The sequence below is a fragment of the Nonomuraea sp. NPDC050022 genome (assembly GCF_044460705.1).
Taxonomy (GTDB): domain Bacteria; phylum Actinomycetota; class Actinomycetes; order Streptosporangiales; family Streptosporangiaceae; genus Nonomuraea.
Window position 1 is genome coordinate 172,398 of record NZ_JBITKE010000010.1, and the last position, 23,153, is coordinate 195,550.

Here is a 23,153-nt window from a genome sequence, read left to right on the forward strand (position 1 = left end):
ACATGGTGGATGCAGCACGAGCGCGCAAGCTCGCCGACCGCATCCAGCAGATCGTCGCCGAGATGCTGGAGCGCCGGATCAAGGACCCGCGCCTGGGCTTCGTCACCGTGACCGACACGCGCATCACCGCCGACCTGCGTGAGGCCACGGTCTTCTACACGGTGTTCGGCTCCGATGCCGAGCGGGCCGACACTGCGGCCGCCCTCGACAGCGCGAGAGGCATCATCCGCTCCGAGGTGGGCCGCCAGACCGGTGTCCGCTTCACTCCGACGCTGGAGTTCAAGCACGACCCGCTGCCTGACAGCGCGCGCCAGCTCGACGATCTGATCAACGCCGCCAAGGCCAGGGACGCCGAGGTGGCGCGCAAGGCCGAGGGCGCGACCTACGCCGGCGACCCCGACCCCTACCGCAAGCCGGAGGAGGACGACGAGCCGGACCTCCTCGGCAAGCCTGACGAGGACGGGCAGCCGGCGAAGTGACGCCCGACGTGCGCGACAGAACCGATCGCCCGCCCCGCATGGGTCCGGGCGCGTCGGGTTCAGACGCTGCGGGTCCGGGCTCGTCGAATCCCGACGCCTCAGGTTCGGGCGCTGGGGGGCAGGGTCGTCTTCAGGCTCCGCCGCCCAGCGGCCCGGACGGCGTGCTGCCGCCGTCCGGCTCGGTGATCCCCGAGCCCGCCTGGCGGCGCGCGCTCGACCTGATCGGCAAGGCCGACGAGATCGCGCTGGCCTGCCACGTGTCACCCGACGGCGACGCGCTCGGCTCGATGCTGGCCACCGGCTCCGTCCTGCGGGCCCAGGGCAAGCGGGTCGTCGCCTCCTTCGGCGACCGGCAGTTCGACGTGCCGCGCCTGTTGCGCTTCCTGCCCGGCCAGGACCTGCTCGTGCCGCCGGCGGACTTTCCGGCGGAGCCGGAGCTGATGATCACCTTCGACTCCTCGACGCCCGACCGGTTGGGCCTGCTGGGCCCCAACACGGCCAAGGCCCACGAGGTCATCGTGGTCGATCATCACCTGTCCAACACCGGGTTCGGCACGCTCAGCCTCATCGATCCGCATGTCGCCGCGACGGCCGTGCTGGCCGAGCAGTTGATCTACCGTCTCGGCGGCAGCCTGGACCGTGACATCGCCACCTGCCTGTACGCCGGGCTGGTGACCGACACCGGTTCGTTCCGCCACGCCTCGACCACGCCAGAGGTGCACCAGATGGCCGCCCGGCTGGTCGCCACCGGGCTGCGGACCGACGAGATCGCCCGCGAGCTGTGGGACCGGTCTCCGTTCGGCTACCTCAAGGTGCTCGCCGCCGCGCTCGAGCGGGTGTCGCTGGATGACGGCCTGGTCTGGACATACGTGCCCCGGGTCGACCGGGCCGCGTACGGTCTGCCGTACACCGAGCTGGAGGGCCTCATCGACATCGTGCGGCGCACGGACGAGGCCGAGGTGGCGGTGGTGCTCAAGGAGGACGACCAGGGAGCCTGGCAGGCGTCGAGCCGGTCCAAGGGCGCGGTCGACGTCGGCGCGATCTGCGCCGTGCTGGGCGGCGGCGGTCATCACAACGCGGCCGGATTCACCTCGCACCTCAGCGTCGAGGACACCATCGCGGCGTTCCGGGCGCTGCTGCCGAGTCGAGATGGAGAGGCTTGATGGCCGAAAGTGGCTTGATCATCGTGGACAAGCCGGCCGAATGGACGTCCCACGACGTGGTGGCCAAGATGCGGCGGCTGGCCGGCACCCGGCGGGTGGGCCACGCGGGCACTCTCGACCCCATGGCGACGGGCGTGCTCGTGGTCGGCGTGGAGAAGGCGACCCGGCTGCTCGGGCACCTGGCGCTGACGGAGAAGGTCTACGAGGCCACGATCCGGCTCGGCGTGACCACCAACACCGATGACGCCGAGGGCGAGGTCATCTCGACGGCCCCGGCGGCCGAGGTGCGCCCCGCCGAGGTCGAGAAGGGCATCGCGGCGCTCACCGGCGAGATCATGCAGATCCCGCCGCAGGTCAGCGCCATCAAGGTCGGGGGGCAGCGGGCGTACAAGCTGGCCCGGGCGGGCGAGGACGTCGAGCTGGCCGCGCGACCGGTCACCGTGCGGGAGTTCTCCGTGCTGGACATCAGGGCGCACGACGACGTGATGGACATCGACGCCGTGGTGACCTGCTCCAGCGGCACCTACATCCGGGCCCTGGCCCGTGACCTGGGGGCCGGGCTCGGCGTCGGCGGGCACCTGACGGCGCTGCGCCGCACCCGGGTCGGCCCGTACGACCTGTCGCGGGCCAGGACCATCGACCGGCTGGCCGAGGAATGCGTGGTCCTGCCCATCGGGGAGGCGGTCTCGGCGGCGTTCCCGCGCTGGGACCTCACCGCCGAGGAGGCCAGGGTCGTCAGCCACGGCGGACGGTTGCCCGCCGCGGGGCACGGCAAGGGGCCGATCGGCGTGTTCGGGCCGGAAGGCGAGCTGCTCGCCCTGGTGGAGGAGCAGGGCCGCATCGCCAAGCCCCTGGCCGTGTTCATTTCCTAAAAGGTTCATTTCCTAAAGGTTCATTTCCTAAGGTTCATTTCCTAAGAGCCGCCCGTGGTCTGGTGGGCGACGTTCGACGGCGGCCCGTAGCGGAAGGCGCGCACCCGGTAGGACGCGCGGCTCTCCTCGGGCAGCGTGACCAGGCCGAAGGCGTTGACGTCCGGATCGAGGGCGGCGACGACCCGGAAGTCCGGCCGGCCCGACGGGCGGTCCTCCAGCAGGAAGCCCTCCTCGTCGGAGGTCCGGTCGGTCCACTGGAACGCCACGCCGTCGGCCTGCGTCACGATGGCCCGCAGATCCGACGGCGCCGCCCCCTCGCTCCTGACCGGCCGCGCCCCTTTCGGGCCGCCGGGGATGGTCCGCGGCTCCGACCAGCCGGGCTGCGGCTTGGCGTACGGGCCGCCGCCCAGCGCCACGTCCACCGGCGCGGAGGCCTGGCCGTAGTAGGGCCGCAACCGGTAGTAGAACGGTGTGCGCGGGATCAGATCGGGATGCGTGTACGTGCTCTGCTCCGGCGGCAGGAACCCCAGGATCGTGTACGGCCCCTGTGGCTCGGTGGCGAACTCCAGGACGTGCCCCGAGGCGTCCGGCTCGCGGCCCTCCCAGCGCAGCGTGATGTCGGTCGGCGACACAAGGGTGGCCGTCAGGCGGACCGGCGTCTGCCGCGGCGCCGAGCAGGCGGCCGTCAGCAGGAGCAAAGCCACCAGAGCTGCTCTCATCGCCGCTACTTGCGCCAGAACTGGATGCCGCTCCACTCGACCGTGGCCGGACCCTTGCCGCTGCCCGTCCGGTAGGCGCCGAACTTGTCGTAGAAGCTGCCGCCCTCACTCGACACGGTGTGCTTCAGCGACCCGTTGATGTAGGTCCGATGGGTGCTGCCGACCACATGAACGGTGTTGACGCGGACAGTCGTGCCGATCGTGGCGCCGGTGGCGATGGTGTCGCCGCCGTGCACGGAGTAGAGCCGGCCGCCGCGTTCGACGGCGAGCATGAAGAACGGGCCGGTCGTCTTGAAGGTCTGCTTCAGGCTGATGCGGGTGCCTTCCAGACTGGTGATCTTGAAGTAGCCCTCGAACTGGCGGGTGCCGCTGGAGTAGGTGGCGTAACGCCGCTCGGCCCGCTGGTCGCCGCTGCCGGTGGAGCAGCTCAGCTTGAAGGTCAGGTCGTTGACGTCACCGCAACCCCGCTCCTGGACGGTGAACGTCGGCTCGTATGAGGTCCAAGGTCCCGACTCCACAGGGTCGGCCGCGGCGGGCAGAGCTGGGACGAGTAATCCGATTGCTAGCGCGCCCGTGGCGACTAATCGCATCGTTCCTCCCGATTAGGAAACTTTCCTATCAGGATTCATAGGATCACTCGTCACACTCCTCGTCAAGAGTTGTGATGTGAGCTGTCGGAAGCGGGGGAGAGGTCCGACCTCTTATGGCTTGCGGGCCACCATGATGTCGCGGACGATCGCCTGGTCGACCCAGTGCTCGAAGTCCGGCAGATCGACCACGTCGAGCCCCGCCTTGGCGAGAATCTCGGCCAGGTCGTCGCGGGTGCCGCCATAGGTGTTCCACGAGATGCCGAGGGCGCCGCCGGGCCGCAGCAGCTCCGCCCAGACGGGCGCGGCCTTCCTGATGAGCTCCAGGGGGCTGCGCGACAGCCCACCGCCGCCGCCCCTGCTGCCGTGCTGCACGCCATAGGGGGCGTCGGTCACCACGACGTCGAAGGAGCGCGGCTTGAAGAACTCGCGGCTGCGCAGGGTGTCGGCGTTGACCACGGAGACGCGCTGCGTGTCGCCGGACTTGAACTCCTCCTTCGACCGGCTGAAGGAGATGTTCAGTCGCCGGCCGACCAGCGCCCGCTCGCGCCGTACGGGTACGGTCTCGGCGGTGTGCTTGAACCGCTTGTTCTTCAGCCAGGTCCTGAGGAAGCCGGCGTACGCCTCGAAGTCCTTGCTGTCGACATCGGCCCCATAGGCGTCATATCCGTACATGAGGGCCTGGTTGAGCGTGGTGCCACGCCCGCACAGCGGATCGAACACCGACAGTCGCTCGTCCAGCCGCCGATCGCTGGCCAGCACCGTGACGTTCAGCAGCAGCTTGGTGAAGTGCTCGTTCGTCTTGCCGGCGTATTTCTGGATCGTGATCAGATCGCTGCTGAGCCGGTCGAGCGGCGACACGGTGAGCGGCCGCAGCAGCTCGCCCTCGATCCCATAGAGCGCGTAGACCGAGGAGAGGTTGGACAGCAGCGCGACGTCACCGGCGCCGAGCGGCGCGGCCGTCTCGAAGCTCACGTACGGCAGGCCGCCGATCACGCTCTCCCCGAGGTCCGACACCTCGGTCTCCAGGGCCCGCCGGCCGAAGAAGGCCAGCTCGGCGAGGGTCAGGCGGACCGCGCTCTCACCGTAGACACGGTTGAAGGCAGGCAGGATCAGAAGTGCGTATCGAGGCATGGTGCGGCCGATCGTACCCCCTCGATTGGAGCTGACGCGGCGCCGCATGGCAGGCTGGTGGGGGATTGATCCGCGACAAGCGAATGGGGCCGGGCGTGCAGGGTTCGGATAGGTCCGCCGTCACGATCGGCGTGTTCGACGGCGTGCACCGCGGGCACCAACAGGTGGTCGAGCGGGCCGTGGCCGCCGCCCGGGAGCGCGGTCTGCGCGGCGTCGCGGTCGTCTTCGAGCCGCACCCCGCCGAGGTGGTCCGGCCCGGGTCCCACCCGGCCCGCCTGACCACGCCGAGGCGCAGGTCGGAGCTGCTGACCGGGCTCGGCGTGGGCGAGGTGTGCGTCGAGGAGTTCACGCTGGAGCTGTCCAGGATGAGCCCCGGCGAGTTCGCCCAGTCGATCCTGGCCGACCGGCTGCGGGCCGCCGTGGTCGTGGTGGGGGCGAACTTCACCTTCGGCCACCGCGCGGCCGGCACCACCGAGACGCTGGTCGCGCTCGGCGAGAAGTACGACTTCGCCGTCGAGGTGGTCCCCCTGCTCGACGGGGTTTCCGCCACCGAGATCCGCGGCCGGCTGACGGCCGGTGACGTCGAGGGCGCCACGGCGGGCCTGGGCCGCCCGCACCGGGTGGAGGGCGTGGTCGTGCGCGGCTACCAGCGCGGTCGCCGGCTCGGCTTCCCCACCGCCAACGTCGAGACGCCGCCCCACACGGCCATCCCCGCCGACGGGGTCTACGCGGGCTGGCTGGAGTGCGTGCCCGTCGCCAACCTGCCCGCCCTCTACGCGGGCGAGCGCTGGCCCGCCGCCATCTCCGTCGGCACCAACCCCACCTTCGAAGGGGTCCCGCGCACGGTCGAGGCGTACGCGCTGGACCGCGACGACCTGGAGCTGTACGGCGTGCACGTGGCGGTAGACTTCGCCGCGAGACTGCGGGGAAACACCCGGTTCGACTCGATCGAGGAGCTCATCGCCCAGATCCACAGCGACGTCGACCAGGCCAGGCGGCTGACCTCGGGCTGAGGATTGATGACGCGGCGCTTGACCGCGATGGTAACCTTGCATGTCGGTCCAGTGACGGCGGCGCTGCGCGCTGCTCTGACGGCCTTCGCCGCGGCGACTGTAGGCACGCACGGTCGCTCGCATCATTTATCTATTCGCGCGTGCCTGTAGCTCAAAGGAGAGCCGTGTCCCTCGACACCGCTGCCAAGAAGACCATCATCGCTGAATACGCGACGGCCGACGGCGACACCGGGTCGCCCGAGGTGCAGATCGCGCTGCTCAGCAAGCGCATCAGCGAGCTGACCGAGCACCTGAAGACGCACAAGCACGACCACCACAGCCGTCGTGGCCTGCTGCTGCTCGTCGGGCGTCGGCGCCGCCTGCTGAAGTACCTGCAGAAGGTCGACATCGCGCGTTACCGTGCGCTCATCGAGCGCCTCGGCCTGCGCCGATAGAGTGAGAGGGAGCGGCGTTCGCGTCGCTCCCTTCTCATTGCACCACCGGCGCGTCGAGCGCCGTACAACTGAATATCCGAGACACACTTAAGAGCCCCCGCGTCCGCACAAGCACCAAGCGACCCGCGACGCATGCGGGCCGGTCCTCGGTAGTGGCTTCCGGTAACAGTGACAGTTCTGACCGGGCGCTTCGATCGAAGACCGGCGCTGCACCTAACGAGGGTGCCGGTGAGAAAGAGGGCGCGGGAGACTGACTGACCAAGGAGGTCCCCCGTGGAGGGTGTCCACACCGCTGAAGCCGTCATAGACAACGGCTCATTCGGCACACGCACGATCCGGTTCGAGACCGGTCGTCTGGCGCGCCAGGCGGCGGGTTCCGCCGTCGCCTATCTCGACAACGACACGATGGTCCTGTCCGCGACCACCGCCTCGAAGTCGCCCAAGGAAAACCTCGACTTCTTCCCGCTGACGGTGGACGTCGAGGAGCGCATGTACGCCGCGGGACGCATCCCCGGCTCGTTCTTCCGCCGTGAGGGCCGTCCCTCCGAGGACGCCATCCTCACCTGCCGCCTGATCGACCGGCCGCTGCGCCCGTCGTTCGTCAAGGGGCTGCGCAACGAGGTCCAGGTCGTCGCCACGGTCATGTCCCTCAACCCCGACCACCTCTACGACGTGGTCGCCATCAACGCGGCCTCGCTGTCGACGCAGCTCGCCGGGCTGCCGTTCTCCGGCCCGATCGGCGGCGTCCGCGTCGCGCTGATCGACGGCCAGTGGGTCGCCTTCCCGACGCACCACGAGCTCGAGCGCGCCACGTTCGACATGGTCGTGGCCGGGCGGGTGCTCGGCGACGGCGACGTCGCGATCATGATGGTCGAGGCCGAGTCCACCAAGGACACGCTGAAGCTGATCGCCGAGGGCGCCGTCGCGCCCAACGAGGAGACGATCGCGCAGGGCCTTGAGGCCGCCAAGCCGTTCATCAAGGTGCTGTGCGAGGCGCAGTCGCGGGTCGCGCAGGTCGCGGCTAAGGAGACCGCCGAATACGCCGTCTTCCTCGACTACCAGGAGGACGTCTACGCCGCCCTGGAGAGCGCGGTCAAGACCGAGCTCGCCGCCGCGCTGACCATCGCCGGCAAGAAGGAGCGCGAGACCGAGCTCGACAAGGTCAAGGCGCTGGCCGTCGAGAAGCTGCTTCCCGAGTTCGAGGGCCGCGAGAAGGAGATCTCCGCCGCCTTCCGCTCGGTGATGAAGAAGCTCATGCGCGAGCGGGTCATCAAGGAGGGCCTGCGCATCGACGGCCGCGGCACCAAGGACATCCGCGCGCTGTCCGCCGAGGTCCACGTGGTGCCGCGGGTGCACGGCTCGGCGCTGTTCGAGCGTGGTGAGACCCAGATCCTGGGCATCACGACCCTCAACATGCTGCGCATGGAGCAGGTCATCGACACGCTCAACCCCGAGCGGACCAAGCGTTACATGCACAACTACAACTTCCCGCCCTACTCCACCGGTGAGACCGGCCGCGTGGGCTCGCCCAAGCGCCGGGAGATCGGTCACGGCGCGCTGGCCGAGCGGGCGCTGATCCCGGTCCTGCCCTCGCGCGAGGAGTTCCCGTACGCCATCCGCCAGGTCTCCGAGGCACTGAGCTCCAACGGCTCCACCTCGATGGGCTCGGTCTGCGCCTCCACGATGGCGCTGCTCGACGCCGGTGTGCCGCTGCGCGAGATGGTCGCGGGCATCGCGATGGGCTTGATCGGCGAGGGTGACCAGTACGTCACGCTGACCGACATCCTCGGCGCCGAGGACGCCATGGGCGACATGGACTTCAAGGTCGCCGGCACCAAGGACGTCATCACCGCGCTTCAGCTCGACACCAAGCTCGACGGCATTCCCGCCTCCGTGCTGGCCGCCGCGCTGAAGCAGGCAAAGGGCGCCCGCCTGGCCATCCTCGAGGTGATGCAGGAGGCGATCGACTCTCCGGCGGAGATGAACCCGACCGCGCCGCGCATCATCACCATCAAGGTCCCCGTGGACAAGATCGGCGAAGTCATCGGCCCGAAGGGCAAGATGATCAACCAGATCCAGGACGACACGGGCGCCGAGATCACCATCGAGGACGACGGCACCATCTACATCGGTGCCACCGACGGCCCGTCGGCCGAGGCCGCCCGCACGGTGATCAACGGCATCGCCAACCCGCACATGCCGGAGGTCGGCGAGCGCTACCTGGGCACGGTCGTGAAGATCGCCGCCTTCGGCGCGTTCGTCTCGCTGATGCCCGGCAAGGACGGCCTGCTCCACGTCTCCCAGATCCGCAAGCTGCACGGCGGCAAGCGCATCGAGAACGTGGAAGACGTCATGAGCGTCGGCGAGAAGGTCCAGGTCGAGATCGCCGAGATCGACGGCCGGGGCAAGCTGTCCCTGGTTCCGGTCGAGGTGATCGAGAAGGAGGCCGCCGAGAAGGAGGCCAAGGGCGAGGCCGACTCCTCCGAAGGTGCCGAGGCGCCGGCCGCCGCGTCGGATGACAAGCCGCGCGACGACCGTCCCCGCCGTACCCGCACCCGGGTGCGCGCGCCCCGCGCCGACGGTTCCGATGGAGACGACCGCAACTCGTGAGAACCACCACGCTGCACCCCGGCCGTGACGGGGCCGGGGTGGTAAGGCGCACCGTCCTTCCCGGTGGGCTGCGCGTGGTGACCGAGACCATGCCGACCGTGCGTAGTGTCGCGGTCGGCATGTGGGTCGGCATCGGCTCGCGTGATGAGGACTCCCAGCACATGGGGGCCACCCACTTCCTCGAACACCTGCTCTTCAAGGGCACGCCCACGCGCGACACCATGGAGATCTCGGCGTCCATCGAGGGCATCGGCGGGGAGATCAACGCCTTCACCGCCAAGGAATACACCTGCTACTACGCCCGGGTGCTCGACGAGGACCTGCCGGTCGCGGTGGATGTGCTCGCCGACGTGGTGACCAGCTCGCTGATCACCCCCGACGACGTCGAGTCCGAACGCGGGGTGATCCTCGAAGAGATCGCCATGCATGACGACGACCCGTCCGATGTCGTGCACGAGCAGTTCGCGGCGGCGCTCTACGGAGACTCGCCGATCGGACGGCCCATCCTCGGCACGGTCGAGTCGATCAACGAGCTTCCCCGCGACCGGATCGCCGGCTACTACCAGCAGCACTACGAGCCGCGCCGCACGGTCGTCTCCGTCGCCGGCAACATCCGGCACGAGGATGTCGTCGAGCTGGTCGTGCGCGCCTACGAGCGGGCGGGCGCGCTCGGCGGACCGCTGGAGGCCGACCCGCCCCGCACGAGCGGGCCGGGCGCCCGAACCTGGTCGGGGGTCAAGGTGCTCGACCGTCCTACCGAACAGGCCAACCTGGTGCTCGGTACGACCGGCATGTCCCGTACGGACGACCGGCGCTTCGCCCTCGGCGTGCTCAACGCGGCGCTCGGCGGCGGCATGTCGTCTCGTCTCTTCCAGGAGATCAGGGAGAAGCGCGGGCTGGCCTACTCCGCCTACAGCTACACCTCTGCCTACGCCGACACCGGCCAGTTCGGTATCTACGTGGGCTGCCTGCCGTCGAAGATCGACGACGTGCTCAAGATCTGCCGTGACGAGGTCGTCAGGGTGGTCGACGACGGCCTCGAGGCCGACGAGATCATGCGCGGCAAGGGGCAGATGCGGGGCGGGCTGGTGCTCGGGCTGGAGGACACCGGCTCACGCATGTCGCGGATCGGGAAGAACGAACTGGTCTACGACGAGCTGCTGTCCGTGGACGAGGTGCTGGCCAGAATCGAGGCCGTCACTCCGGACGAGATCGCCGAGGTCGCGGCCGACGTCCTCAACCGGCCGCTCACGCTCGCCGTGATCGGTCCGTACGGCGACAAGGACTTCTCCAGCGCCATCGCCTGATGCCTTGCCGAGGCGCGTGTGACCCTCCTCCCCGGAGGGTCCGCGCGGTTCGGCAGGTATAGGGTTGACCTGTGATTAAGGTAGGTGTGCTGGGCGCGCGTGGTCGCGTGGGCGTCGAGGTGTGCAAGGCGGTAGAGGCGGCTCCCGACCTGGAGCTGGTGGCGGCGCTCGACAAGGACGACGCCATCGAAGGGCTCCAAGGGGCAGAGGTGGTCGTCGACTTCACCCATCCCGACGTCGTCATGGGCAACCTCGAATGGGCGATCGCCCACGGGATCCACCCGGTGGTCGGCACCACCGGCTTCGGCGCCGAGCGGCTCGACACCGTGCGCGGGTGGCTGGCCAAGTTTCCCAGCACCAACTGCCTGATCGCCCCCAACTTCGGCATCGCCGCCGTGCTCATGATGCACTTCGCCCAGATGGCGGCCAAGCACTTCGACTCCGTCGAGATCGTCGAGCTGCACCACCCCAACAAGGCCGACGCGCCGTCCGGCACCGCCCGCCGCACGGCCGAGCTGGTCGCGGAGGCGCGCGCCAAGGCCGGGATGGGCCCGATGCCCGACGCCACCTCCGCCGAGCTCGACGGGGCGCGCGGCGCCGACGTCGGCGGCGTCCACGTCCACGCCGTACGCCTGAGCGGGCTGATCGCCCACCAGGAGGTGCTGCTGGGCGGCGACGGGGAGATCCTCACGATCAGGCACGACACGATGAGCCGCTCGTCGTTCACCCCGGGCGTGCTGCTCGGTGTGCGCCGGGTGCGCGAGCTGCCCGGCCTGACCGTCGGCCTGGAGCCGCTGCTCGACCTCTGAACACACGTCATGCCCACGACCTGACCCGGGTCATGGGCACGACGTGAGGAGGGGATCCCGGCACCGCACAGCCGAGCCTGTGCTCACCACATTAATATCCAGGGGCGCGAGCAGGCCGAACATGAGAACGTGTCGGCATGGCGCGATGGGTCGAGCCGGGGGAGCTGCCCGGACTGGTCGATGTGGAGCTGGCGGCCGACGGGCTGTTCGAGCAGGTGGGGATCGTTTTTCCGCCGGGGACGACCATGATCGAAGAGGTCACGGATCCGTCCGTCGTGCTGGTCGAAGGGGAGCCGCCTGTCGGGTTCGCGCTGATCGGCTGGGTCGACGGCAACCTGCACCTGGACCAGCTGGCCGTACACCCGTCGAGGATGCGGCAGGGGATCGGCGGGCGGCTCGTCGCGGCGGTGCGCGACCACGCGACCGCGAGCGGCGCGGCCGCGGTGACGCTGACGACCTACCGGGATGTCCCCTGGAACGCGCCCTGGTACGCGCGGCACGGCTTCTCCGTGCTGCCCGAGCCGGAGTGGGGGCCGGAGCTGCGGGCGCTGGTCGAGCACGAACGCGAGCTGGGCATCGAGGTGGCGCCGCGCGTGGTCATGCGGTCGGTCGTGGCAGGTTAAGCCGTGGCAGGTCAGGCCGTGGCGGATGCCGTGACAGATGCCGGGCCCGGTCGAGTCGTGGCGGGTCAGACGCCGAGCTCGTCGGCCAGTCGCTTCAGGTATGAGGCGAACTGCCGGCGGTCGTAGTCGTCCCACCCCACGGTGAGCTCGTCGAAGGCGCGGCGCTGCCACTGGCGCGAGCCCGCCAGGAGATTCTCGCCATGCGCGGTGAGCTGCAGCGACGCGCGCCGGCGGTCGTATTCGGACGAGGCGCGGGCCAGGTAGCCCGCCTTGGTGGCGTCCTTGACGATGCGGCTGGCCCCGGAGTGGTCGAGACCGAGCTGATGGGCCACGGTGCCGACGGTGGCCTCCTCGGTGGCGTCGTTGCCGGTGTCGACGGCCTCCACGGCCAGGATGTGCTGCACGTGGCGGGTCTCCCCGGTCTGCTCCTCCGAGGCGCTGTTGATCCACCGGCGCGACCAGAAGCGCACCAGCCGGAAGAGCGCGGGACCGCCGTCGCCGTCAGCGGGGGTAACGCCGTGCGCGTTCATGTCCACACTGTACCCCCGGATGGATGCGATATGCACATATAGTGTGTGCGAATCGCATATATTGTCTCTCGTGAGGGTAGGCGACATGTCCATCGTCCTGAACCATCTGATCGTCCCGGCGGCCGACAAGACGGCCGCCGCCACGTTCCTCGCCGACCTGCTCGGGCTGCCGGTCTCCGAGCCGTCCGGTCCGTTCGTGCCCGTCAGGGTCAACGACGACCTGGCGTTCGACTTCGACGACCGGCACCAGGTCCAGCCGGGCCACTACGCGTTCCTGATCGACGACGACACCTTCGACGCGGTGCTGCGCCGCCTCCAGGAGTCCCAGTCGATCTCGTACGGCTCCGGCCCGGGCCACGGCTGGGACCGCGAGATCAACCACCTCGGCGGCGGCCGTGGCGTCTATGTCAGGGACCCCAACGGTCACAGCTACGAGCTGTTCACGGCCGTCCCCTAGCGGAGTAGGGTGGCGACCGTGACTGCCGGGTCGGCCAAGTGCCATGACGAGACGGGGCGCCCGGTCACGCCTTGATCACCGAGCGGGCCCGTGGCCCGCCGCCTCTCGCGTACCCCAAGCGGAGATCGCAGAGGAAGGAGGTGATCGCATGTCCAGTGCTTGGGAAGGCTTCACCGCGCGGCACACCGTCGGTGACGTGCTCGACGGGCGAGTGGCCAGTGTCTTTCCGTTCGGCGCCTTCATAGAGGTCGCCGGCGGCATCCATGGGCTGCTCGTCGGGCCGGAGCAGCGACAGGTCGGGTCGAGCGTCTCGGTACGGATCGCCGAGGTCGACCATGACAACCGGCGGCTGAGACTCACCGCGAGCTGAGGCTGATGGCGCGTGCGGGGGCCCTTACCGGCCCCCGCACGTCGCGTAACCGCCTACAGGGTGACCGACCGCAGAGCTACAGGGTGATCGCGAGGCCGAGGGTGAACAGCAGCCCGTACGCCAGCTGCAGCTTGCCGGTCTGCTGCAGGACGCCGATCAACGCCGGGCCGACGGCGCCGTTCAGGACCGTCTTGACCGGCGCGATCGCCAGTGGCGCGGCGAGCACGGCCGCCGCGGCCAGGGGGGCGACCAGGATCATGGCCAGGGCGATCACGAACGGCACGATCAAGCACGTCGCGTACAGCGTACGAGTGCGCGCCGCGCCCAGCACGACCGCCAGCGTCCGCTTGCCCGACTCGCCGTCGGTCGCCACATCGCGCAGGTTGTTCACGACGAGCATGGAGCACGACAGGAGCCCGATGGGGATAGAGGCCACCAAAGCGGCCCAGGACAGGTGCTCAGTCTGCACGTACGCGGTGCCGACCACGGGCACGATGCCGAAGAAGACGAACACCGCCACCTCGCCGAGCGCGCGGTAGCCGTACGGAGACTTGCCGCCGGTGTAGAACCAGGCGGCGGCGATCGCGGCGGCGCCCACGAGCAGGATCCACCACGCCTGGGTGGCCAGGACCAGGATCAGCCCGAGCACCGCGGCGACGCCGAAGCAGCCGAGCGCGGCCGCGAGCACCTGCGGCGGCGTGGCCACCCGCGAGCCGACCAGGCGCATCGGGCCGACCCGCTGGTCATCGGTGCCGCGGATGCCGTCGCTGTAGTCGTTGGCGTAGTTGACGCCGATCTGCAGCGACAGGGCCACGAGCAGCGCGACGATCGCGCGCCACCAGACGAAGCCGTCCTCGCCGATCGCCACGCCGGTGCCGACCATGACGGGCACGATGGCGTTGGGCAGGGTGCGGGGACGTGCGCCGGCGATCCACTGGCCGGGGGTTGCCATATCGACGAATCCTCTAGCTGATGTCGGTGGTGAGCCTGACCATGCGGATAGGACGCCCCATGTCGAGCACGCGCTCGGCCATGTCCTCGCCCCAGCCGGCCGACTCCAGGAAGCCCAGCACCGCGTAGTTGTCGGCGAACACCCAGGTGACGATCTGCCGGAAACCGTCCTCCCGCAGGTGGTCGACGGTGGCGTTGAGCAGCCGGCTGCCATGCCCGCGCCGGACGAAGTCGGGATCGACCAGCAGGGTCAGCATCTCGGCGACGATGGTCGGGTCGAGGTCGGGGTCTTCGGCGGGGGCGTGTGAGGCCAGGCCGACCACCCGCTCACCGCCGCGCGGCGTGGCCAGGGCGGCGCTGCCCCCCACGCCCAGAGCCGGGAAGCCCTCGGTGTCGAGGATGGTCTCCACCGCCACCAGCACCCGGTGCATGGGTGTGGGCGGGGCGACGATCGCCTCGTCCCACTGCCGCAGCCACATCTTCTCCGCCGCGGCCCCCGTCATCTGCTCGAGCGGCCCCTCGGGGAGGAACTCCCGATAGCCGTAGCGCCAGGCGCGGATCTGAGTGTTCGCAACCTGGAGCACATCCTCGCGCCGGGCCGCCCGGACGCCTACGTCTGCCATCTCGGCCCGCTCCTTCGCCTGCCGTCCATGCCACAAGGCACGAGTTACACCGTATCGGTGTTTGAGCCTTGGAGATGACGCGAACCCTGCTTCCTCGCCCGGTAGGCGCGCGTTTTGGTGCGGTTGCCGCATACCCGCATGGAACACCACGAGCGTGATCGGTTCTTCGAGGAGTCGATGAACGCCCACTGGCACATGCTCTCGGCGCAGACCTTCAGCCGGTGCCACGACTGATCCGTCACGGCGGCGGCGATCCTGGCCAGACCGCCCCGGACGCCGTCCTCGACGGGGATCAGATCCGGGGTGGCGCCGACGCGTACCAGCAGCGGAAAGGCCAGCAGTCCGGGCATCTCCGGAGTTTCGCGTCTTAACCCCATCCGCAGGACTTCCCGCAGGGTGAGCGCGGCGGTGAGGTCCTCGTCGGTCGCGCGGTCGCGCGTGCCGATCAGACCCCGCTCCCGGAGCCAGATGGCCAGCTCGGCGGGTGAGGCCAGCTCGTCGGCATCGGAATCGAGAGCGTAGGTGTTCACGAAGTCGCGCACGAGCTCCGCGGGCGCCAGCATGTCACCACTGTACGGCAATAGCAGGTTGCGCCATCATGGGTCCCATGATCGTTCGCACCTGGCGGGGCTGGACCCGGGAGTCCGATGCCGCGGCCTACGAGGACTACCTCCTGCGCACCGGATTTCCCGGCTACACCGAGACGCCGGGCAACCGCGGCGCCTACTTCACCAGGCGCGCCAGCGGGGACATGCCCGAGTTCTTCCTGATCTCGCTGTGGGAGTCTGCCCGTCGGGTGAGGTGCAGACGAGGCTGCGGCTCGGGCAGTACGACGAGGCGCCCAAGGCTGCCGCGAAATACCAGGAGATCTTCGGCAAGGACAACTTCTACCTGGAGATCATGGACCATGGCCTCCACATCGAGCGCCGGGTCCGCGACGGCCTGAGCCGCATCAGCCGAGACCTTGCCATCCCGCCGCTGGTGGCTGAGAAGGCCGATCCGAGCGGGTTCTTCGCGTTCAAGAACCAGCCGGTAGACAAGCGACAACAACACCTAGCGATGGTCGCAGTCGCTGGCTTGATCATGCAGCAAACCCCAGTTCAGAGTACGAAACCGTATTTCCGAGCGGGACACGATGTCACGCTAGGCCAGACGCTGACCTGCACGATCGCGCCGGACCGCCGTGCCCGCAGGTGGGGAAGGGCGGCGCGGGTCAGCGCCGCGGGGCCGAAGAAGTGGACCTCGAACAGGGCCCGCTGCTCGGCCTGGCCGGTTTCCTCCACGGCACCGACGTGGCTACGTCCGGCGTTGTTCACGAGGATGTCGATGCGACCATGTCGAGCGATGACCTCGGCCACTGCCTCGTCATGGCTCGGGTCTCGGGGAGGGCGCTAGCTTCTGCGCGGATCACGCCTGCTTCAAGCTGATCTGCTTGAGCACGGGCTGCGGACCTGTCGCAGCAATTAGTGACCTCGTTCCCGGCCGAGGAAGCACGACAGGAGCCGCCTGAAGTCGTGCGGGTGCTCGAGCGCCGGCACGTGCCCGCATCGGCCGAGCACGTACAGACGGACATCGGCCAGGTGTTCGAGCAGGGGCAGGGCTGCCGTCCCGAGCGGGGTGACTCGGTCCTCGGCGCCGTGGACGAGCAGCACGGGCGCGCGGACCCCTGCCAGCGTTTGCGCCGAGAGGGTGAGCTCGTCGGCCCAACGTGCCCTAGGTGGAGGGAACAGCGACGCGAATGCGGCCGCCCCCGCTCGCATCGCAGCCGCACGGGCAGCGACGGCCGACTCGGTCACGAGCGCTTGGTCGAGGACGAGGCGACTCAGCATGTCTCGTGCCCCGAGCGGGCCGGCGGGGGCGGCCCAGATCGCGTCGAGCTCGGCGGACAGCGGCGCCCCGGGGGCGCCCATCGTCGAGACCGCCACGACACGGGTGACCTGCTGGGGACGCGCGGCCGCCAACGCCAGCGCCACGGCACCGCCCATGGAGTGACCCACCACGGCGTAGTGCTCGACACCGAGAGCATCCATCAGGCCCGCGGCCTGCTCCGTCCACAGCCGGAGCCCACCCCTGGAGCCCGCCGGGATTGGTGTACGGCCGAACCCCGCCTGGTCAGGAGCCACCAGATGCCAGGACGTGCCCAGCGCCTGTGTCGTCGTTGCCCAGGCGCCGGATCCGGTCGTACCGGGTCCGGAGCCGTGCAGCATCAGCACCGCGGGCCCGGTGCCGCTCTCCAGGACGTGGACGGGGGAGCCCTCGACTGTGACGGTCCGAAGTGCCGTCACCGGGACAGGTCAGGTGTGCTCATGCCGATGCGGAGTTGATGGACTTCGAAAAGAGCTCCATCATCGCCCTGCCGAATTGCGGCATGTCGGGCCACCCCCGGCAGGAGACGAGGTTGCCGTCCACGACGTCGGGAGCGTCGACGACCGTCGCGCCCGCGTTCTCCATGTCACCGGTGATGGGGGGGAAGCACGCCGTCCTCCGACCCTTCAGTAGCCCGTACACAGCCGGCACCTGCGCGCCGTGGCACACCAGGGCAATCGGGAGGTCGCGCGCGAAGAAGTGCTCGGTGATGCGCCTGACGTCGGCGTCGACCCGGATCCACTCGGGGGCACGTCCCCCAGGGATGATAAGGGCGTCATAGCGCTCGACGTCGACCTCGGCCCAGGGCACGTCGACCGGCAACTTTCGGCCGTTCTTCTCCACGTAGGCGTCGGAGTTAGGGTCGAACTCGTGGATGACCAGCTGAACGTCACGCATCGTCCGTGACGAGACGTCAACGTCCCAGCCGCCCTCCTGCACGCGATAGTAGGGATACATGGTGTCGAGCTCCTCGGCGGCGTCGCCGGTCAGGAGCAGCGCTCTGGGCACCTGCTTCTCCTCGCATCTGAGGCGGGTGAGGTGGATCCAATCCGATCCGATCCGATCCGATTGCGTTAGCATTCCTCGGCCCGGCCCGCCCGTCAAGCCTCCACTGCCATTCCGTCCGCGCCCTCGGCCTCGTCGAACAACCGTCGGAACCGCTCGCCGGACAGCAGGATGTGCCGACGCATGGCGTAGGCGGCGGCGTCGGAGTCACGCGCGGCGATCGCGGCCACGACTTCTTCGTGCTCGGCCATGGCCAAGTGAGTGACCTGGGTGTCGTGGAGAAGCCGGAACAGGTGCACGTGTGTGTGCAGGCGAGCGAGCGCTTCGCGGATGACCTGGTTCTCCGCGCTCAGGGCGACGAGATCGTGAAAAGCGGCGTCGCGCAGCCCGAAGGCGCCATAGGCCATGGGCCCATCGCCCCCCTCCAGCTCCGCCATCTCCTCCAGCAGTCGTCGCAGATCGGCCACCTGCTTCGAGGATGCGCGTTCTGCGGATCTGCGCGCCGCCGCCGGCTCGAGGAGCAGGCGGAGCTCAAGCATGTCCTCGAAGCGGTGACGGGTGATTTGGGGGGGAATGCGATAGCCGGCATGGGGCACACGCACGACCAGGCCCTCGGCCTCCATGCGGTTCAGAGCGTCTCGGATCGGCGTCTGCGAGACCCCCAGCTCCCGCGCCAGGACGTCGATCGTGACGCGGGAGCCAGGCTCGATCCGTAGCGACATCAGCTGTCCGAGCAGCGTGTCGTACACCTCGTCGGCGAGCCGGCCGCGAGATCTTCCCGGCGGCATTCCGTCCGTCGTGGCCCCACGGCGCCGCGCGATCGTCGCTTCGTCGTCCATCGTGACGTGAGGTCCTTTCTTGCGTTTTCGGGAACCTGTTGACATCGGTCGCAACGCTCCGGGATGTTGACGCTCCCACTCGGATCGTATAGGAAAGGTGGCGGATGCCAGCCATCCTTCACCCAGCGCGGAACCGCCCGCCATCGCTCCGCTTCGGTTAGTTGGAGCTCCTATGAGCATGCTCGACGTCCTACTCGATTCGCCACCGGGCCGCACAGGGACCGAAGGACTTCTTGACTGCTTGAAGCCCCATTACGTCGCGGCGTACTAGTGACGCCGGTCTGCGGGTCAGCCCCTGCGACAGCCGGCAACACGTCTGAACAACCCAGCAACTGCTCGGCGAAGCACGCAGCAAGGCTCCAGAGGTCCCCACCCAGAAAGCAGGCAAGAAGATGCGGTATCCGAAGCGAATAGGACTGGCGGCGGCGGCCATGTTAGTGGCCACGACCATGGCGGCTTGTGGTCAGGACGACGGCGCGGCGAGCGCCCCCAAGGCGCCGGCGACCATCCCGGAGCTCACCAAGGACCCGCTGACCCTCAGCTTCGTCTGGTTCGACTGGCCCCCCGCCCACGCGCTGGAAGCCTTCGCGAACGCGGAGTACACCAAGGAGCGGTCGAATGTGACCATCAAGGTCAACACCGTGCCGAACGCGAACTGGCACGACGCGATATTCACCCAGTTCGCAGCGCACAAGACCGACTTCGACATCCCGATCCTGGACTCGCAACACATCGGCGAGGCCGTGACGAACGGCAACATCCTCGACATCACCGACTTCGTCAAGAAGAACATCGACGTCAAGGCCTACAACCCGTACCTCCTGGCGGCCTACGGCCAGTTCCCCCAGGCGGAGACCGGGAAGCGCGACGAAAACGCCAGCCTGTACGGACTGCCGCTGCTCGGCGACACCTGGACGATGATCTACCGCAAGGACCTGATCGGCGAAAAGCCACCGCAGACCTGGGACGAGATGATCTCAGTCGCCGAGAAGTGCCAGGCGGACCACCCCGGCGTCAGCGGGCTGGCTTTCCACCAGGCCAACGGCTCCGACGCCGCGGCCGTGACCTACAACACGGTCAACGGCATCTACGGCGGCAACCTCTGGGACTCCAAGACGCGCAAGATCCAGGGCGTCCTCAACGACGCTGCGGGCCAGGAGGCGATGGACGTCCTGGTCAACAAGATGAAGCCGCTGACCGCCAAGGGCTCAGGCAACTGGTTCATCGACGAGGTGAACGCGGCGGTCGCCCAGGGGAAGGCATGCATCGCGTTCAACTGGATCGCCGCGAGCGGCGGCCTGCTCGACCCGAAGCAGTCGACGCTCGGCACCACGCGGGAGCAGATTCTCGACAAGCTGGGTTTTGCCCCCCTGCCGAGCCAAAAGACGAACCTGGTGCCTCTCGGCGGCATGGGGATGCACGTGTCGGCCTACTCCTCCACGACGAAGCAGGCGGAGGCCCTGAACTTCATGAAGTGGTTCGAGCAGGCTGACATCCAGAAGAAGTGGGCCGCCGCCGGCGGCGTGCCATCGCGTACGGACGCCCTGGAGTCGCCCGAGTTCCTCAACGCCCAGCCGTTCAACAAGGTGTACACCGACTCGGTTCCGCGGATGCGGGACATGTGGAACGTCCCCGAGTACGCGCGCCTCGTCGACATCGAGAACACCAACGTGAACGCGGCTCTCAACGGCGCGAAGAAGCCGAAGGACGCGCTCGACGACATCGCCAAGGAGCAGCAGGGCGTGCTCGACTCCAGCAGCCGCAAGGGCGGCGGCGGACTGTGAGTAACCCCGTCCCTCTGACGACCGACCACCCCGGGCAGGTGGCGTCTGCGACGCCGCCCGCACCGGGTTGGTCCCGCCACTTGAGCGACCGCCGGCTCACCGTGGCCTTCATCTCCCCCGCGTTGCTGCTGTTGCTCGCAATGTCGGTGTTCCCGCTGCTGTGGGCGTTGTACCTGTCTTTCACCGACTACTCGGCCACCCGCGGGGGGCCCGCCCATTTCATCTGGTTCGAGAACTACACCGCCATCCTGTCTTCGGCGCAGGTCCACCTGAGGACCTTGACGACGTTGATCTACGTGATCGGCGCGGTCACCCTGCAGACCGTGCTCGGTTTCACCATCGCCTACCTGATCTCACGGCGCACGCACGGGCGAGGACTGCTGACCACTCTGTTCCTGGTTCCGATGATGCTGTCGCCGGTCGTGGTCGGGCTGTTCTGGCGATTCATGCTCGACGCGCAATTCGGCGTGATCAACAGCATGCTCAGCTCGCTCGGCCTGGGGCAGGTGGAGTGGCTCACCCGGCAGCGAACAGCATTGATTTCCCTGATCGTGGTCGACACCTGGCAATGGACGCCGTTCATCATGCTCATCGCACTCGCGGGCCTTACCGCGGTCCCCAAGTACTTGTACGAGGCCGCCTCGATCGACCGGGCGTCCGAGTGGTTCCGGTTCCGCACCATCACTCTTCCGCTGGTGTGGCCGCTGCTCCTCATCGCTGTGTTGTTCAGGGCCATCGAGGCCTTCCGGCTGTTCGACCTCGTCTACATCCTCACCAGCGGAGGTCCGGGGGTCTCCACCGAGACGTTGTCGTTCCACGTCTACAAGGTCGCGTTCCTGGGTTTCAACACCGGAACCGCGTCAGCGTACGGGATCCTCATGGTCCTCATCGTCATCGTCCTCACGCAGCTCTACATGCGCTACTTGAACAAGCTCAAGGAGGACTGATGGGCGTATCTGTCGACGAGACCGTGTCCACAGGTCCTGTCCGGGATCACACGCCCCCCGCGCGCCGCCTTGGCGGCCGGGGCCGCTCCGTGCTGGAGGTCGCGCTACTGACCGCGCTGGCCGTCGTGATGCTCTTTCCGGTGCTGTGGATGATCGAGACGTCCATCAAGGAGAACCGGGACGTCTACGCCATCCCGGCCAAGTTCTTCGACTTCAAGGTCACTATGGACCATTTCAAGGACGTGTTCTTCGCCTCCGGCGGCGGTCGCTCGGCCTTGTCCGTCTCGTTCCTCAACTCCGTCGTGGTCGCCGGGGTCTCCACGGTGCTGGCCACCGTACTGGGGGTCCCGGCGGCCTGGGCCTACTCACGCTTCGCCGTGAAGGCCAAGAAGGACCAACTGTTCTTCATCCTGTCCACCCGCTTCATGCCGCCCGTGGTGGTCGTGATCCCGATCTTCCTCATGTACCGCCAAGTCGGACTCTTCGACACCAAGCTCGGCCTGATCCTCATCTACACAGCGTTCAACGTCCCGTTCACGATCTGGATGATGAAGGGGTTCGTCGACGAGGTGCCCGCGGAGTATGAGGATGCCGCCATGCTCGACGGCTACACCCGCTTGCAGGCGTTCTGGCGATTCACCCTTCCCCTGCTCGTGCCCGGCATCGCCGCGACGGCGGTCTTCGCACTCATCTTCTCGTGGAACGAGTTCGTGTTCGCCATCTTCCTCACCTCCAGCGACAACGTGCGGACGGCCCCGCCCGCCATCGCCGGCCTCATCGGTGGAACCACTGTGGACTGGGGTCTCGTGGCCGCCGCCTCAGTGGTGTTCGCCCTACCGGTGCTCGTCTTCGCCTACCTGGTGCGCAAGCACCTCGTCGCCGGTGTGACGCTCGGGGCGGTGCGACGCTGATGGCGGGCATCGAGGTGACCGCCCTGCACAAGCGCTACCCGGACGGGACGGTCGCAGTCGATCACGTGGATCTGTCCATCGGGGACGGCGAGCTGTTCGTGATGCTCGGCCCTTCGGGTTGCGGCAAGACGACCACGCTGCGGGCCATAGCCGGCCTGGAGAGGCAGACGACGGGCGACATCCGCATCGGCGACACGCTGGTCAACGACCTGCCGCCCGCCGAGCGCGACATCGCCATGGTGTTCCAGTTCTACGCTCTCTACCCGCATCTGAGAACCCGCGACAACCTGGCGTTCCCCCTGCGGGCCGAGGGACTGCCCAAGCCGGAGGTGCACGAGCGGGTCGAGGAGGCCGCCCGGCTGATGCGGCTTGGTCCGCTCCTGGACCGGCGACCGCACCGGCTGTCCGGCGGGGAGCAGCAGCGCGTTGCGCTTGCTCGCGCCCTGGTGCGACGACCGCGCGCATTCCTCATGGACGAACCTCTCACCAATCTGGACGCGGAGCTGAGGGCGGACATGCGCACGGAGATCAAGCACCTGCAGGGGGAACTGGGGACGACGTTGGTCTACGTCACCCACGACCAAGTCGAGGCGATGTCGCTCGGTCACAGAATCGCCATCCTCAACAAGGGCCGCGTCGAGCAGATCGGCACGCCGCTGGAGGTCTACGACCGTCCGGCGAGTCTTTTCTGCGCCGCGTTCATCGGCTCCCCGCCGATGAACCTGATCGAGGTGGAGGTGGCCGACGGGAAGTTGCGCAGTCAGAGCGGACTGGTCCTCACACCACCGCCAAGCCTGCCGCGCGACCGTTGCCTGGTCGCAGGCGTCCGGCCGGAGGCGCTGGAAGTCACGGAACCAGGGGAGGAATGTTCGGTCCCGGCCCGCGTGGTCTCGGCGGAGTGGCTGGGCGACGAAATCATCTACGTGGTTGACCACGGCGGCCAGCGCGACGTACGGGTTCGGATGCCACCGACTGTCCGTTTCGCTGCTGACGCACCGGTCGGGCTGCGGCACACCGGCGGGCCCCCGCCGGTCTACGACGTGAGCACGGAAGAGCTGGTGGCCTGATGGGAACCGTGGCAGTGCACGGGCTGTGCAAGTCCTTCGGTAAAGTCCAGGCC

At 68.5% G+C, this 23,153-nt stretch carries 25 protein-coding genes and 2 pseudogenes; 16 read left to right on the forward strand and 11 right to left on the reverse strand.

Annotation, left to right across the window (positions count from 1 at the left end; all coding sequences use genetic code 11):
• The first annotated feature begins 2 nt into the window (after nucleotides 1-2).
• The 3 genes from rbfA (at nucleotide 3) to truB (ending at nucleotide 2,514) form a co-directional block, all read left to right on the forward strand.
• Nucleotides 3-479 (forward strand): 30S ribosome-binding factor RbfA, encoded by a 477-nt coding sequence (gene rbfA, locus ACIBO2_RS38765; protein ID WP_358535163.1) that lies wholly within the window; start codon nucleotides 3-5, stop codon nucleotides 477-479.
• A gap of 161 nt (nucleotides 480-640) precedes the next feature.
• Nucleotides 641-1,642 carry a bifunctional oligoribonuclease/PAP phosphatase NrnA gene (locus tag ACIBO2_RS38770; protein WP_358535165.1) on the forward strand — a complete coding sequence of 334 codons (1,002 nt, stop codon included), beginning with the start codon at nucleotides 641-643 and terminating at the stop codon, nucleotides 1,640-1,642.
• Nucleotides 1,642-2,514, forward strand: coding sequence for a tRNA pseudouridine(55) synthase TruB (gene truB, locus ACIBO2_RS38775; RefSeq protein WP_358535167.1), 873 nt, complete (start codon nucleotides 1,642-1,644; stop codon nucleotides 2,512-2,514). The genes ACIBO2_RS38770 and truB overlap by 1 nt, the downstream gene beginning before the upstream one ends.
• Nucleotides 2,515-2,555: 41 nt before the next feature.
• Here the strand turns inward: truB and ACIBO2_RS38780 are convergent, their stop codons facing one another.
• The 3 genes from ACIBO2_RS38780 to ACIBO2_RS38790 form a co-directional block, all read right to left on the reverse strand.
• Complete coding sequence (locus tag ACIBO2_RS38780; protein ID WP_397303478.1) at nucleotides 2,556-3,233, reverse strand: fibronectin type III domain-containing protein; 678 nt, start codon at nucleotides 3,231-3,233, stop codon at nucleotides 2,556-2,558.
• Nucleotides 3,234-3,238: 5 nt separating this feature from the next.
• Entirely contained in the window at nucleotides 3,239-3,823 is a 585-nt protein-coding gene (locus ACIBO2_RS38785; protein WP_358535171.1) for a hypothetical protein, read from the reverse strand.
• A gap of 111 nt (nucleotides 3,824-3,934) precedes the next feature.
• A complete protein-coding gene (locus tag ACIBO2_RS38790; RefSeq protein ID WP_358535173.1) occupies nucleotides 3,935-4,954 on the reverse strand; it encodes an SAM-dependent methyltransferase in 1,020 nt (339 codons plus the stop codon).
• An 83-nt stretch (nucleotides 4,955-5,037) separates the two neighbouring features.
• On the opposite strand from ACIBO2_RS38790, the gene ACIBO2_RS38795 reads away from it, so the two are divergent.
• The 6 genes from ACIBO2_RS38795 to ACIBO2_RS38820 all read left to right on the forward strand — a co-directional run bounded on the left by ACIBO2_RS38795 (nucleotide 5,038) and on the right by ACIBO2_RS38820 (nucleotide 11,750).
• On the forward strand, nucleotides 5,038-5,967 hold the full coding sequence (locus tag ACIBO2_RS38795; RefSeq protein WP_358536129.1) for a bifunctional riboflavin kinase/FAD synthetase: 930 nt from the start codon (nucleotides 5,038-5,040) through the stop codon (nucleotides 5,965-5,967).
• Nucleotides 5,968-6,131: 164 nt separating this feature from the next.
• Nucleotides 6,132-6,401, forward strand: coding sequence for a 30S ribosomal protein S15 (gene rpsO / locus ACIBO2_RS38800; RefSeq protein ID WP_214642971.1), 270 nt, complete (start codon nucleotides 6,132-6,134; stop codon nucleotides 6,399-6,401).
• A gap of 273 nt (nucleotides 6,402-6,674) precedes the next feature.
• Entirely contained in the window at nucleotides 6,675-9,011 is a 2,337-nt protein-coding gene (locus ACIBO2_RS38805) for a polyribonucleotide nucleotidyltransferase (RefSeq protein WP_358535175.1), read from the forward strand.
• A complete protein-coding gene (locus ACIBO2_RS38810) occupies nucleotides 9,008-10,318 on the forward strand; it encodes a pitrilysin family protein (protein ID WP_358535177.1) in 1,311 nt (436 codons plus the stop codon). Before ACIBO2_RS38805 ends, ACIBO2_RS38810 begins: the two co-directional genes overlap by 4 nt.
• A 71-nt stretch (nucleotides 10,319-10,389) precedes the next feature.
• Nucleotides 10,390-11,127: a 4-hydroxy-tetrahydrodipicolinate reductase gene (gene dapB / locus ACIBO2_RS38815; RefSeq protein WP_358535179.1), complete on the forward strand. Its 738-nt coding sequence runs from the start codon at nucleotides 10,390-10,392 to the stop codon at nucleotides 11,125-11,127.
• Between the two features lie 137 nt (nucleotides 11,128-11,264).
• Nucleotides 11,265-11,750 carry a GNAT family N-acetyltransferase gene (locus ACIBO2_RS38820; RefSeq protein ID WP_397303484.1) on the forward strand — a complete coding sequence of 162 codons (486 nt, stop codon included), beginning with the start codon at nucleotides 11,265-11,267 and terminating at the stop codon, nucleotides 11,748-11,750.
• A gap of 65 nt (nucleotides 11,751-11,815) precedes the next feature.
• On the opposite strand, the gene ACIBO2_RS38825 is transcribed toward ACIBO2_RS38820, so the two are convergent.
• Nucleotides 11,816-12,280 (reverse strand): MarR family winged helix-turn-helix transcriptional regulator, encoded by a 465-nt coding sequence (locus ACIBO2_RS38825; RefSeq protein ID WP_357946797.1) that lies wholly within the window; start codon nucleotides 12,278-12,280, stop codon nucleotides 11,816-11,818.
• An 85-nt stretch (nucleotides 12,281-12,365) separates the two neighbouring features.
• On the opposite strand from ACIBO2_RS38825, the gene ACIBO2_RS38830 reads away from it, so the two are divergent.
• Nucleotides 12,366-12,737, forward strand: a complete 372-nt coding sequence (locus ACIBO2_RS38830; RefSeq protein WP_397303487.1) for a VOC family protein — start codon at nucleotides 12,366-12,368, stop codon at nucleotides 12,735-12,737.
• Between the two features lie 148 nt (nucleotides 12,738-12,885).
• Entirely contained in the window at nucleotides 12,886-13,107 is a 222-nt protein-coding gene (locus ACIBO2_RS38835; RefSeq protein ID WP_358535186.1) for a S1 RNA-binding domain-containing protein, read from the forward strand.
• 76 nt (nucleotides 13,108-13,183) lie between these two features.
• Here ACIBO2_RS38835 and ACIBO2_RS38840 read toward each other — a convergent pair whose 3' ends face one another.
• Genes ACIBO2_RS38840 through ACIBO2_RS38850 form a run of 3 tightly spaced genes read right to left on the reverse strand, consistent with a single transcriptional unit; the run spans nucleotide 13,184 to nucleotide 15,244 of the window.
• A complete protein-coding gene (locus ACIBO2_RS38840) occupies nucleotides 13,184-14,059 on the reverse strand; it encodes a 1,4-dihydroxy-2-naphthoate polyprenyltransferase (RefSeq protein WP_358535188.1) in 876 nt (291 codons plus the stop codon).
• 13 nt (nucleotides 14,060-14,072) lie between these two features.
• Nucleotides 14,073-14,681, reverse strand: coding sequence for a GNAT family N-acetyltransferase (locus ACIBO2_RS38845; RefSeq protein ID WP_357946807.1), 609 nt, complete (start codon nucleotides 14,679-14,681; stop codon nucleotides 14,073-14,075).
• A gap of 44 nt (nucleotides 14,682-14,725) precedes the next feature.
• Nucleotides 14,726-15,244 carry a CGNR zinc finger domain-containing protein gene (locus ACIBO2_RS38850; protein WP_358535190.1) on the reverse strand — a complete coding sequence of 173 codons (519 nt, stop codon included), beginning with the start codon at nucleotides 15,242-15,244 and terminating at the stop codon, nucleotides 14,726-14,728.
• A gap of 223 nt (nucleotides 15,245-15,467) precedes the next feature.
• Between ACIBO2_RS38850 and ACIBO2_RS38855 the strand changes: the two are divergent.
• Nucleotides 15,468-15,665 (forward strand): annotated as a pseudogene (locus tag ACIBO2_RS38855) (PHP domain-containing protein); the annotation flags it as partial.
• Between the two features lie 116 nt (nucleotides 15,666-15,781).
• Here the strand turns inward: ACIBO2_RS38855 and ACIBO2_RS38860 are convergent.
• The 4 genes and pseudogenes from ACIBO2_RS38860 to ACIBO2_RS38875 all read right to left on the reverse strand — a co-directional run.
• Nucleotides 15,782-16,042: pseudogene (locus tag ACIBO2_RS38860) on the reverse strand (SDR family NAD(P)-dependent oxidoreductase); the annotation flags it as partial.
• A gap of 102 nt (nucleotides 16,043-16,144) precedes the next feature.
• The gene (locus ACIBO2_RS38865) at nucleotides 16,145-16,966 is read right to left on the reverse strand and encodes an alpha/beta hydrolase (RefSeq protein ID WP_358535192.1); all 822 of its coding nucleotides are present in this window, start codon (nucleotides 16,964-16,966) and stop codon (nucleotides 16,145-16,147) included.
• Nucleotides 16,967-16,985: 19 nt separating this feature from the next.
• Entirely contained in the window at nucleotides 16,986-17,555 is a 570-nt protein-coding gene (locus ACIBO2_RS38870) for a DJ-1/PfpI family protein (RefSeq protein WP_358535195.1), read from the reverse strand.
• A gap of 92 nt (nucleotides 17,556-17,647) precedes the next feature.
• Complete coding sequence (locus ACIBO2_RS38875) at nucleotides 17,648-18,391, reverse strand: GntR family transcriptional regulator (protein ID WP_358535197.1); 744 nt, start codon at nucleotides 18,389-18,391, stop codon at nucleotides 17,648-17,650.
• A gap of 431 nt (nucleotides 18,392-18,822) precedes the next feature.
• On the opposite strand from ACIBO2_RS38875, the gene ACIBO2_RS38880 reads away from it, so the two are divergent.
• The 4 genes from ACIBO2_RS38880 to ACIBO2_RS38895 all read left to right on the forward strand — a co-directional run bounded on the left by ACIBO2_RS38880 (nucleotide 18,823) and on the right by ACIBO2_RS38895 (nucleotide 23,100).
• Nucleotides 18,823-20,175 (forward strand): extracellular solute-binding protein, encoded by a 1,353-nt coding sequence (locus ACIBO2_RS38880; protein WP_358535199.1) that lies wholly within the window; start codon nucleotides 18,823-18,825, stop codon nucleotides 20,173-20,175.
• Between the two features lie 80 nt (nucleotides 20,176-20,255).
• Nucleotides 20,256-21,122 carry a sugar ABC transporter permease gene (locus ACIBO2_RS38885; protein ID WP_358535202.1) on the forward strand — a complete coding sequence of 289 codons (867 nt, stop codon included), beginning with the start codon at nucleotides 20,256-20,258 and terminating at the stop codon, nucleotides 21,120-21,122.
• Complete coding sequence (locus tag ACIBO2_RS38890; RefSeq protein WP_358535203.1) at nucleotides 21,122-22,033, forward strand: carbohydrate ABC transporter permease; 912 nt, start codon at nucleotides 21,122-21,124, stop codon at nucleotides 22,031-22,033. The genes ACIBO2_RS38885 and ACIBO2_RS38890 overlap by 1 nt, the downstream gene beginning before the upstream one ends.
• On the forward strand, nucleotides 22,033-23,100 hold the full coding sequence (locus ACIBO2_RS38895) for an ATP-binding cassette domain-containing protein (protein ID WP_358535205.1): 1,068 nt from the start codon (nucleotides 22,033-22,035) through the stop codon (nucleotides 23,098-23,100). The genes ACIBO2_RS38890 and ACIBO2_RS38895 overlap by 1 nt, the downstream gene beginning before the upstream one ends.
• The last annotated feature ends 53 nt before the right edge of the window (nucleotides 23,101-23,153 follow it).

What these genes read in the sequence shown, in the direction of transcription:
- rbfA (WP_358535163.1), top strand. Translation starts at nt 3, where the DNA reads ATGGTGGATGCAGCACGAGCGCGCAAGCTCGCCGACCGCATCCAGCAG.
- truB (WP_358535167.1), top strand. Translation starts at nt 1,642, where the DNA reads ATGGCCGAAAGTGGCTTGATCATCGTGGACAAGCCGGCCGAATGGACG.
- ACIBO2_RS38780 (WP_397303478.1), bottom strand. Translation starts at nt 3,233, where the DNA reads ATGAGAGCAGCTCTGGTGGCTTTGCTCCTGCTGACGGCCGCCTGCTCG.
- ACIBO2_RS38785 (WP_358535171.1), bottom strand. Translation starts at nt 3,823, where the DNA reads ATGCGATTAGTCGCCACGGGCGCGCTAGCAATCGGATTACTCGTCCCA.
- ACIBO2_RS38790 (WP_358535173.1), bottom strand. Translation starts at nt 4,954, where the DNA reads ATGCCTCGATACGCACTTCTGATCCTGCCTGCCTTCAACCGTGTCTAC.
- ACIBO2_RS38795 (WP_358536129.1), top strand. Translation starts at nt 5,038, where the DNA reads ATGGGGCCGGGCGTGCAGGGTTCGGATAGGTCCGCCGTCACGATCGGC.
- ACIBO2_RS38820 (WP_397303484.1), top strand. Translation starts at nt 11,265, where the DNA reads ATGGCGCGATGGGTCGAGCCGGGGGAGCTGCCCGGACTGGTCGATGTG.
- ACIBO2_RS38825 (WP_357946797.1), bottom strand. Translation starts at nt 12,280, where the DNA reads ATGAACGCGCACGGCGTTACCCCCGCTGACGGCGACGGCGGTCCCGCG.
- ACIBO2_RS38830 (WP_397303487.1), top strand. Translation starts at nt 12,366, where the DNA reads ATGTCCATCGTCCTGAACCATCTGATCGTCCCGGCGGCCGACAAGACG.
- ACIBO2_RS38835 (WP_358535186.1), top strand. Translation starts at nt 12,886, where the DNA reads ATGTCCAGTGCTTGGGAAGGCTTCACCGCGCGGCACACCGTCGGTGAC.
- ACIBO2_RS38840 (WP_358535188.1), bottom strand. Translation starts at nt 14,059, where the DNA reads ATGGCAACCCCCGGCCAGTGGATCGCCGGCGCACGTCCCCGCACCCTG.
- ACIBO2_RS38845 (WP_357946807.1), bottom strand. Translation starts at nt 14,681, where the DNA reads ATGGCAGACGTAGGCGTCCGGGCGGCCCGGCGCGAGGATGTGCTCCAG.
- ACIBO2_RS38850 (WP_358535190.1), bottom strand. Translation starts at nt 15,244, where the DNA reads ATGCTGGCGCCCGCGGAGCTCGTGCGCGACTTCGTGAACACCTACGCT.
- ACIBO2_RS38875 (WP_358535197.1), bottom strand. Translation starts at nt 18,391, where the DNA reads ATGGACGACGAAGCGACGATCGCGCGGCGCCGTGGGGCCACGACGGAC.
- ACIBO2_RS38880 (WP_358535199.1), top strand. Translation starts at nt 18,823, where the DNA reads ATGTTAGTGGCCACGACCATGGCGGCTTGTGGTCAGGACGACGGCGCG.
- ACIBO2_RS38890 (WP_358535203.1), top strand. Translation starts at nt 21,122, where the DNA reads ATGGGCGTATCTGTCGACGAGACCGTGTCCACAGGTCCTGTCCGGGAT.
- ACIBO2_RS38895 (WP_358535205.1), top strand. Translation starts at nt 22,033, where the DNA reads ATGGCGGGCATCGAGGTGACCGCCCTGCACAAGCGCTACCCGGACGGG.